This window comes from Virgibacillus subterraneus (assembly GCF_900110695.1).
In the GTDB taxonomy this organism is placed as follows: Bacteria; Bacillota; Bacilli; order Bacillales; family Amphibacillaceae; genus Lentibacillus; species Lentibacillus subterraneus.
The window spans coordinates 23088-32162 of sequence record NZ_FOEH01000012.1 but is presented as its reverse complement, the minus strand read 5'-3'; the positions used below and the strand labels follow the sequence as shown (position 1 = coordinate 32162).

The following is a 9075-nucleotide window of genomic DNA, read 5'->3' as shown; positions in this document are numbered from 1 at the left end:
CTGATATAATAAAAACTTAAGAGAACTTAAAGCCGATTTAATTTTAGTGTTTAAGGGTTGATTTCTACCAGGATTTTATTTCACTATCGGGTGCGATTCTTCAATAGGGTTAATCGTTTCTCGTACTACCGAGCAGGTTTAATGTATAAATAGGGGGTTATTTTTTGTCTAAAGGATTACTTCATCATATTGAGATATATGTCTCTGATTTAAAACGGTCAATAGGTTTTTGGAGTTGGTTTCTTGAAGAATTAGGTTATATGCCATTTCAGGAGTGGGAAAGTGGACAAAGTTGGAAAATTGGTGATACCTACATTGTCTTTGTTCAGACTGAGGAAAGGTTTCTAGACATTTCGTATCACAGATGTCGAGTAGGTCTTAATCATTTAGCATTTCACGCAAGTTCACGTCAACACGTTGATGAAATTACTGAGAAATTAAAAGGCGAAGGGGCAAATATCCTTTATGCAGAACAACATCCATATGCTGGGGGAGAAGACCATTACGCTGTTTACTTTGAAGACCCAGATAGAATAAAAGTAGAGGTTGTGGCTCCGTAACTATTTAACTAACAGGTGCAAAAGTTGAAAAGAGCAGCGTGAAAATTATTACGCTACTCTTTAGATTTTAAAAATATTTTCTATAAAACTCTTGCCGCAACCTTCCGCTCAACTGAGCATAAATTCGAGTTGTTTCGCTTTTTTCGTGTCCTAGTAAACTTTGAATAACTTCTAATGGAGCACCATTATTTAATAGGTGAGTAGCATAACTGTGTCTTAATTGATGAGGATGAATCGTTTTATTGATCCTAGCCCGATTTGAAATACGTTTTATAATGTATCTCATTTGAGCTATGCTAATTTTATGTGGCTTACGCTCCGTGACAATTGCTGGATCATTGTCTTTCCTGCAATTAAGGTACTTCTTTAGCCAAATATCACAACGGATATTGAAATATACCTCTCTTTCCTTATCACCCTTGCCTCGAACAATTGCAGATTGACTTCCCCAATTAATACTATTTCGGTCAAGCGAAACAATTTCTCCAATACGACAACCAGTGGAAAACATAAATTCAAATAAAGCTTTCTCCATTGGAGTAAAACAAGCATCCCGTATATGCTCAATCTCCCTTTCTGTTAAAAATTTCGGGATGCGTTTGCCAACCTTTGGTTTCTTTATTTTACTAGCAGCATTATTATCAATAATACCTTCTTAGTGTGACCAGCGAAATAATGATCGGATAAATCTTATTCGATGAGACAAGCTGGATGGTTTCAAGTCATTGCTTGATTCAGCCAAATATTGCTATAGTTGATGAAGCGTAATGTCACTCATTTCGGTGTCACCGAAATAGTTAACTAATAATTTTGCTTGAAGTCTATAAGCATTTAAAGTTTGTGGGGAAAAGCCCTCAATTTTCTTATCTGCTTCATAAGAATTTGCAGCTTCGGACAATAACAATTAGAATCACTCCCAATTTAGATTTATATAAAGCAATTCCAAATGGTTGAGTAAAATAATTTTTTAAATAGTTTGAGGTGATCCAATTAATTAGGTGGAATTTAATGTTAAAATAAAAATGAGTTATTAAGCTAAAGTAGCAGGTTTGTTCAATAAGAAATTACAAAGGAATGAGCATTTACTGTGAAATAAGATTAGATGTATTAACGTCTAATAAAAAATAATGCAAAAAAATGAGATGTAGCACATTAGTATTATTACAGGACATAAATAAAATATATGGAGGTATAGTTATGTGGGTAATATTAGGGGTTATTGCAATAGTAGTAACTTTTATAAATCTTTATATGTATAAAGCAGGAAAGGATTATAAGCTTGCTATGGCGATGGGATTATCATTCACAGCATTAACACTTTGTGCAGAATACAGTCTTGTATCGGTGTGGGTAGAAGTGGAAGATTGGGCAGCTTTAATGGATGTAGTACCTGGTATGGAAAGGGCGTTATGGTTTTTGACAATTGTTTCTATCTTACTAAATATAACACCTATACTTTTAGAACTAAAAAGTAAGAAATAATTACTTATTGTCACTTCATTTATATAATATGCAATTATTGTGTAGGTCTTTATGTATAACTAACGGGTGCAAGAGTTGAATAAGGCACAGTAAAGTAATTAGTTTTGGGGAGGATTTGAAAATGATTTTGAAACTTTAACAGGACAGCTTTCTATAGTTATTACTCTTGCGTTTGGAGTATTACTTATAGTTCTATATCCATTAATACATAAGGAGAATAGGTACATTGCTTGGTTCAGTCTCATAATGGGCTTTGTAGTTTTGTTGTTACTATTATGGTTCACTTTTGGAAATGAAGTTATTTGGGATTTAATATTACATCACGGACTTCAGTAAATTGCTATTGAATTAACGGGTGCAATTGTTTAATAAGAACGTTCGCTTCTTGTGCTAACGCAGCAGGATAGTTGAAAAGTGGTATTTATTTTTGTTCAACAATCGGTCCATTTTGTGGAAGTATGAATAGAGGTGTTTTAATGTCAAAAGTCGTACAGTTTTCCGTTTTGATACTCTTTATTTTTATGACTGGGTGCAGCAGTGTTTCAAAATATGAAGATAACGAAGCGGCAGCCATTGTAAAAGGACAAAAAATTATAATAGGTGATTTACGGTTTTTATACCCCGATGATACTGCGTTAGATTACCTTGATTGGGCAATAAGAATAGAGTTGGTAAAACAAAAGGTAAAGGAAATGGACCTAGATATTTCAGACAAATTAAGTGAAGAAAGGGACGACGGCTGGTTCGGGGAACTGCCTCCTACAAATACAAAAGATGAAGGCGGAAAGCAAATTCGTAAGTTTGCCGAATCACAAGCCCAAAAATTAGATATGAAACCAGAAGAATTCCAAAGGGAATATGCAAAAAAAATTGATGAACAAAATGCTTATTTGGTTACTTATATTGAAAAAAAGTTAGGGGTAGCAGAGTTTGATGAAGAAAAAAGGATGGAGGAATTTAACAAAGAAGCTGACCATTTATTAGAGGAATTGGTAGAAGATAATGAAGACGAAATTGAAGTGTTAATTGATTAAATCTATTCCATAATTGGGTGAGATTGTTGAATAAAAGATACCCTCAGGTACTTAGAAAGAGAGGTGTTTAAATGCCAATTTGTAAAAATTGCGGTAAAAGATGGGCTTGGAAACAAACGGTAAAAACACTAATTAGGTTGAAATGTCCACATTGCCACAAAAGACAATACGAGTCAGCTTCTTCCAGAAAACGAACAGCTATGATTGGTCTAATACCACTAATTGCCTTGCCAATTAACGAATTATTAAATTTACCGTGGTGGATGGTTGGTGTTTTAATGTTACCAATTATAGCAGTTATATGGACTATTTATCCTTTTATAATTGAAATTTCCGATGAAGAAGAACCTCTGTGGTGAATTTTAAATTAGCTCTAATTATTAAACTAACTGATGCTTAACTTGAAAAGGCATTTTTTGTTTAATTAACTAACGTATCAGTTGTATAAGCGTTATTGCACTTAGGAGGGAAATATGAAGGTTAAAGTTCTTACCTTGATGCTATTATTAACTACGATTTTATTATTTGGTTGTAGCAATGACACGGTCGATAAGGAAAGGTTAACTATTCTTGGAAATGAAAGTAAGGTAATATATCCTGAAGAAGTTCTTGATGACTTCAACGCATTAGCAACTCAGGTCTGTATCGAAAATAACCAAAAGGATAAGTCATCTATTGCCCCGTTTTTAGTTACTTTTGAAATAAAAGACGAATTAAATTCTATTGTAGATGAAAGTTCAAGTGTATTAGAACTCGATAGTCGTGACATTACAAATGCAGGAAAGAAGAAAATTACGAATTTGCCACCTGAGGGAAATACGTTTTGTACGGGTAACACGTTAATGTTGAAAAAAGAAGTCAGCAAAGATGATATAGAAAGGATGGTTACTGACAAAGATGTAAAAGTTTCAATAACAGAGTTAAGTGGCGAAGTTATATCCTCATATACCTTGCAGGAATTTGTAATTGGAAAGGCAGACGGCACAGTAGTTAAGCCATAGCAAATTCTTGTTTTGCTGAAGCATACATATTGTTTAATAAGAATTTGGCTATTGAACTAGTTGACGTATTGTTTAGTAGGGAAAAGTGAAGAGGTATGTTTTATGGTTAAAAGAATATTAGTCAACAATCAGGAGAATCATCTTTAGTCAAAACACTTGATATAACTTTAGAGAAAGTAGAAACTGCTATAACAGAACAAGGTTTAAAATTAAAAAAAGCAGATTTCCCAAGTGGGAATTTTTTATTCAAAATGAGATGGTACAACTCTATCTGAAAAGTGGAAAAAGAAAAGTTTTATACAAGGGGGAGTTAATATGAAGTACATATTCTTAATAGGCTCATACTTATTGGCGTTTTCAATAAATTTGATGCCATCAATCAAACATCCTGATTCAGATATCGACATTTTGAACTCACTTGTAACGATATTGTTTATGGTATTGTTACTAACGTATTCTAAAAAAGGAAGTAGGATATTGAAGACTTTTTCAATGTTCGGGGTCATATCAGGTGTAATTGTATTTGTAATCACAACATTTGAGCACGATATGATTGGGAATGGTATTTTAGATGTAATAGCATCAATACAGTATCCTTTTTATCTAATCTTTATCACACCTTTATTTGGAGGAAATATCCTATTTGACCTAAGTTATGGGTCCTACTCATTGTTGATGTCGCTGTTTTATGGTGCTGTATTCGTTTTAACAACAGTTGACTCTAAAAAAATCTAATATCAAAAATACCCCACAATTGAGTGGGGTATTTATTAATATCTATAAGCACTTGCGCATGTATTAGCTATTGGTTCATAATAACAATGTTGTTTATATTGTCCTGTAAGTGGTTGACCGTACCATGTAGGAGGACATTCACCTGATGGATTAAAATACCAAAGAGCATACTTTGCAGGATGTTTTCTCCAATATTTTAAAACTTCTCTGGCTAACTTTTTTTCCACACCTCTTGCTGGACTATAAAATAAACTACCCTTTTGTACTGCTTCAAAAGAATAATTTCCTCCTTGTACTTGAAAAACCACTTCCCGTATTGACCGTAAATCTTGAAAATCTAAACAATCAGCTCTCGCTCGATTAACAATTACATTACCAACCATCAGCATTCCTAGTCGTCCTTCGCCCACTGCTTCTGCCCTCATCATCCTTGCTATTAAGTTAACGTCATGATTGGTATATGCTACTCTTGGCATTATTCATCACCTCTTATAGAATTGTATGAAAAAATCTTTGAAAAATGTAAGCCTTTAGCAATCTTTACCTGATTGGGCGTGTACCACTTTCATAAGTTTTTCTTGACATGCAACTATGCGGTTGCATATACTTGGTGTATGTGGAACAAAGACGCTATATTCAAAGCACTCAGCGACTCGACTCGGCGGCTGATATTAGACGAACTATCCGAACGCAACGAGCTGACGTTATATGAACTTACAGCACGCCTCATAATGAAGCACGATCTTTCCATTTCGAGACAGGCAATAGCTAAACATCTTTCTGTATTGGATGATGCTGGGCTCGTAAAATCAAAACGAAAGGGAAAATATCGAGTACTTATGTTTAACAACGAACCACTTAAAAATTTGCTGAAAGGATGGGTAGAGTAGATTTATAAGTAATGATGAATGTATAGTTCTTTAGCGGTATTGTTAGCAGAGAACTATACATCTCAACTATCAAAGGAGGAAAAAATTATGAAAATCATTGTTACCAGTGTATTCGTTGAAGATCAAGACAGGGCATTAGAGTTTTATACAAAAACGCTTGGCTTTGTAAAAAAGCATGACGAGCCCGCGGGAGCATATAGGTGGATAACACTTGTTTCACCAGATGATCAAGACGGCACCGAGCTTCTGCTCGAACCGAATGACCATCCTGCCGCCAAAGAGTACCAAAAGAAGCTATTTGCTGATGGCATCCCAGTAACAATGTTTGGCGTTGCAGATGTTCATGAAGAGTACCAACGATTAATTAAACAGGGCGTGAAGTTTACGATGGAACCGTCTGAAATGGGGAAAGTAACAATAGCTGTCTTCGAAGATACATGCGGGAACCTCATTCAGATAATTGAGCAGAAATAGTTTTATGACGATAAACCTAGTTTCTAATCGACTTTAGTGGTAAGTTTTAAAATCGGTGAAGTGTTTAATCAAATGTCGCAAGATTGAATTAAGAATCAGCACCTGTCTTACGTATATGGGCCTTTATTGAATAAGAATTTCAAGGGAAATTAAAGTTTTTAATAAGGATTACTTGTAGAGATTGCAGAAAGTAATGGCAACTGGGAGGTGCTAAGAATGAAGGTTAAACGGATTGTAGCCAATGTGGAAACACAGGATCTTACCAAAGCAAGGTACTTCTACGAGGAAGTGCTTGGACTTGATCAATTAATGAATCTGGAATTTATTGCGACTTACAGCTCTCATGAAAAAATGGACACTCAAATTAGTTTTCTTTCAGAAGGTGGTTCCGGGACCCCGGTACCTGATTTATCAATAGAAGTTGATGATCTTGATAGTGCACTAGCTCGGATGAAAGCAGGAGGAATTCCAATTGAGTATGGTCCAGCCAAAGAGCCGTGGGGGGTGCGACGTTTTTACGTTAGAGACCCGTTCGGGAAACTTATCAATATTTTAACTCATCTATAAAGTTGATCTACGCAGTGCAAGATCTTACGCAATCGGTTGATAACGTCTATCAAAAGTCGAAAGTATTTCGTTTCTATCTTCATTTGAAAACACAGCCGGAAGCAGATAAAGAGCTGAACAAATACAGTAAATTGCTTATTGAAGAAAACGCCATACAATTCGAGTTACAATGTGAGATATTCGAAAAGATGGAAGTGAAGGAGCCGAGGAAACGGTCGTTATATTTTTCATCCTCGCTTCAAGGCACCATATTGATGATATCTACCTATCCACAGCAATCTCCGATAGATGAAATAAAGAAACAGATTCTTACTGAGTTTTGTAATCCATTTACCGTCTAAAAGAAGAGAAGTTTATTCAGTCATAGGGCGCTTTTCATGATAAGGAAGCGCTCGTTTCTTATTGGACAATAGCGAAGAGAGTCAGTCTTTCATCTTTTACAACGACTGACATATGGATTCCCCCACCTTAAGTCCTAAACAGCAACCATTTACCATGTTGGAGGTTGAGACCTCAAACAGTTGAACAAAATAATAGTCAGGACTTTATCTTCTATCTCAATTATACTTTAATTACTGAATGTTTTTTTTGCTCTTCTGCAAACGCGGATTTATAATTTAGGATGGGAGATAAAGTAGTAAAGCAACAACCTGATAGAAGTGTCCATTTTCTTTTCAAAAAGGAAAAGGAATCTACCAAAGTAAAGATAAGATGAAGGAGCGGTTTAAGAATGCTTTTAAAAAATGCAAAACTCTATGGCCAGGAAGGCAAATGGAATATTGAAATTCAATCAGACCATATAAAATCGATAACGCCGGATACGAAGAGTTATACTACGGATGATGCACATATCATTGATCTAAATGGAAAAATCGTATCGGCTCCTTACGTTGAGCCACATATTCATCTGGACTATGCTCTAACAGCTGGGACCCCCAGATGGAATCAATCGGGATCTGTATTTGAAGGTATTGAGATTTGGTCTGAAAGAAAACAAGTTGTAAACGAAACAAAAGAGGATATAAAAAAACGTGCTTTCCAGGCGATAAAAATGCAGCTGAAACATGGCATTCAGCATGTGCGAACCCATGTGGATGTAAGTGATCCAACTTTAAAAGGGTTGGAAGCATTACTGGAAGTGAAAGAGCAAATCAAGCCTTGGATGGACTTGCAAATCGTGGCACTACCACAAGAAGGGCTTTACACGAAACCCAATGGAGAAGAACTGTTGGTTAAAGCGTTGGAAATGGGAGCCGATGTCGTTGGCGGAATTCCCCATTATGAATTAACACGTGAAGATGGTGTTCGTTCTGTGTTAAAGGCGCTGGAACTCGCTGACAAATACGACAAATTGGTTGATATCCATTGCGATGAAATTGACGATGACCAATCAAGATACTTGGAAGTACTCGCTGGTGAATCACTAAAAATGGGCATAGGAGACCGTGTAACCGCGAGCCATACGACAGCAATGGCTTCGTATAGTAACGCGTATACTTACAAACTGTTTCAAACGCTGAAAAAAGCAAACATTAACTTTGTTGCCCTTCCGAAAGCAAATTTACATCTACAAGGAAGATTCGACAATCACCCAATACGCCGGGGGCTAACACGAGTGAAAGAACTATCAGCGTCTGGAATCAATGTTTGCTTTGGCTTGGACTCCATCATGGATCCCTGGTACCCGCTTGGTGATGGGAATTTAATGCCAGTCGTCGACACTGGCTTGCATGCCTGCCATATGACCGACTATGATCATATCGTGACCGCGCTTGATCTGATAACAACAAACGGGTCAAAGGCTTTGTCTATTGAAAAGGACTACGGTGTAAAAGAAGGAAACAAGGCGAATTTAATTGTCATTGATTCCGATTCTGAGTACGAAGCTATTCGAACGCAAGCTCCAGTTCTATATTCGATACGGAATGGGGAAATTATCGTAGAAACAAAACCTGCTGAAACAACAATGAATTTTAAGGTTTTCTCGTAAATGTTTTTAGCTAAAACTTATTTCAACCCCCTTTGGGTTCAAAGGGGGTTTTTGGTGCGTGCTGGCACGGGCTAATAAGCTGGAAACCGTTTGCTTTATCGCTTGATTCTACAAGGTATTCTGACTATTTATGTTAATATAAATATAGATATTGTGAAGGATTACACTTATAAAATATTCATTCGAATTAAGTTTAATAGATTATAACTTGGAAGTTTAAGCATTTTTCTGATAAATTGTTTTCCAGGTCCATTTGTTTTTTCTGAAGTGATACATTTAAAGTAATGGGTGATTGTTTTTATAAGAGTTCAGCTTATTGCACTAACGAAGCGGTTTAATGTG

General features: G+C 35.9%; 12 protein-coding genes and 1 pseudogene. 11 read left to right on the top strand and 2 right to left on the bottom strand.

Annotated elements, in window-relative coordinates; translation table 11 throughout:
• Positions 1-164: 164 nt before the first annotated feature.
• Positions 165-560, top strand: coding sequence for a VOC family protein (locus tag BMY13_RS19090; RefSeq protein WP_092506535.1), 396 nt, complete (start codon positions 165-167; stop codon positions 558-560).
• 67 nt (positions 561-627) lie between these two features.
• Here the strand turns inward: BMY13_RS19090 and BMY13_RS19085 are convergent.
• Positions 628-1464 (bottom strand): annotated as a pseudogene (locus BMY13_RS19085) (tyrosine-type recombinase/integrase).
• A gap of 293 nt (positions 1465-1757) precedes the next feature.
• On the opposite strand from BMY13_RS19085, the gene BMY13_RS19080 reads away from it, so the two are divergent.
• The 5 genes from BMY13_RS19080 to BMY13_RS19060 all read left to right on the top strand — a co-directional run bounded on the left by BMY13_RS19080 (position 1758) and on the right by BMY13_RS19060 (position 4812).
• Positions 1758-2042 carry a hypothetical protein gene (locus BMY13_RS19080; protein WP_092506533.1) on the top strand — a complete coding sequence of 95 codons (285 nt, stop codon included), beginning with the start codon at positions 1758-1760 and terminating at the stop codon, positions 2040-2042.
• Between the two features lie 476 nt (positions 2043-2518).
• Positions 2519-3076, top strand: a complete 558-nt coding sequence (locus tag BMY13_RS19075) for a hypothetical protein (RefSeq protein WP_092506531.1) — start codon at positions 2519-2521, stop codon at positions 3074-3076.
• A gap of 71 nt (positions 3077-3147) precedes the next feature.
• Entirely contained in the window at positions 3148-3435 is a 288-nt protein-coding gene (locus tag BMY13_RS19070) for a TIGR04104 family putative zinc finger protein (RefSeq protein WP_092506529.1), read from the top strand.
• Positions 3436-3549: 114 nt separating this feature from the next.
• On the top strand, positions 3550-4077 hold the full coding sequence (locus BMY13_RS19065) for a hypothetical protein (protein ID WP_092506527.1): 528 nt from the start codon (positions 3550-3552) through the stop codon (positions 4075-4077).
• 315 nt (positions 4078-4392) lie between these two features.
• Positions 4393-4812, top strand: coding sequence for a hypothetical protein (locus BMY13_RS19060; protein ID WP_092493435.1), 420 nt, complete (start codon positions 4393-4395; stop codon positions 4810-4812).
• A 35-nt stretch (positions 4813-4847) separates the two neighbouring features.
• On the opposite strand, the gene BMY13_RS19055 is transcribed toward BMY13_RS19060, so the two are convergent.
• Positions 4848-5288: a cell wall hydrolase gene (locus tag BMY13_RS19055; RefSeq protein ID WP_092493436.1), complete on the bottom strand. Its 441-nt coding sequence runs from the start codon at positions 5286-5288 to the stop codon at positions 4848-4850.
• Between the two features lie 138 nt (positions 5289-5426).
• Here BMY13_RS19055 and BMY13_RS19050 point away from each other — a divergent pair, with 138 nt between their 5' ends.
• The 5 genes from BMY13_RS19050 (at position 5427) to codA (ending at position 8733) form a co-directional block, all read left to right on the top strand.
• A complete protein-coding gene (locus tag BMY13_RS19050) occupies positions 5427-5702 on the top strand; it encodes an ArsR/SmtB family transcription factor (protein WP_092493437.1) in 276 nt (91 codons plus the stop codon).
• Positions 5703-5789: 87 nt separating this feature from the next.
• Positions 5790-6176, top strand: coding sequence for a VOC family protein (locus BMY13_RS19045; protein ID WP_092506525.1), 387 nt, complete (start codon positions 5790-5792; stop codon positions 6174-6176).
• Positions 6177-6392: 216 nt separating this feature from the next.
• The gene (locus BMY13_RS19040) at positions 6393-6743 is read left to right on the top strand and encodes a VOC family protein (protein ID WP_092506523.1); all 351 of its coding nucleotides are present in this window, start codon (positions 6393-6395) and stop codon (positions 6741-6743) included.
• Positions 6744-6757: 14 nt separating this feature from the next.
• Positions 6758-7084, top strand: coding sequence for a hypothetical protein (locus tag BMY13_RS19035; RefSeq protein ID WP_245736161.1), 327 nt, complete (start codon positions 6758-6760; stop codon positions 7082-7084).
• A 389-nt stretch (positions 7085-7473) separates the two neighbouring features.
• Positions 7474-8733: a cytosine deaminase gene (gene codA, locus BMY13_RS19030; RefSeq protein WP_092506521.1), complete on the top strand. Its 1260-nt coding sequence runs from the start codon at positions 7474-7476 to the stop codon at positions 8731-8733.
• Positions 8734-9075: the final 342 nt, after the last annotated feature.

Excerpts from the sequence above, each read along its gene's own strand:
- BMY13_RS19080 (WP_092506533.1), top strand. The coding sequence starts at position 1,758 with ATGTGGGTAATATTAGGGGTTATTGCAATAGTAGTAACTTTTATAAAT.
- BMY13_RS19075 (WP_092506531.1), top strand. The coding sequence starts at position 2,519 with ATGTCAAAAGTCGTACAGTTTTCCGTTTTGATACTCTTTATTTTTATG.
- BMY13_RS19070 (WP_092506529.1), top strand. The coding sequence starts at position 3,148 with ATGCCAATTTGTAAAAATTGCGGTAAAAGATGGGCTTGGAAACAAACG.
- BMY13_RS19065 (WP_092506527.1), top strand. The coding sequence starts at position 3,550 with ATGAAGGTTAAAGTTCTTACCTTGATGCTATTATTAACTACGATTTTA.
- BMY13_RS19060 (WP_092493435.1), top strand. The coding sequence starts at position 4,393 with ATGAAGTACATATTCTTAATAGGCTCATACTTATTGGCGTTTTCAATA.
- BMY13_RS19055 (WP_092493436.1), bottom strand. The coding sequence starts at position 5,288 with ATGCCAAGAGTAGCATATACCAATCATGACGTTAACTTAATAGCAAGG.
- BMY13_RS19050 (WP_092493437.1), top strand. The coding sequence starts at position 5,427 with ATGTGGAACAAAGACGCTATATTCAAAGCACTCAGCGACTCGACTCGG.
- BMY13_RS19045 (WP_092506525.1), top strand. The coding sequence starts at position 5,790 with ATGAAAATCATTGTTACCAGTGTATTCGTTGAAGATCAAGACAGGGCA.
- BMY13_RS19040 (WP_092506523.1), top strand. The coding sequence starts at position 6,393 with ATGAAGGTTAAACGGATTGTAGCCAATGTGGAAACACAGGATCTTACC.
- codA (WP_092506521.1), top strand. The coding sequence starts at position 7,474 with ATGCTTTTAAAAAATGCAAAACTCTATGGCCAGGAAGGCAAATGGAAT.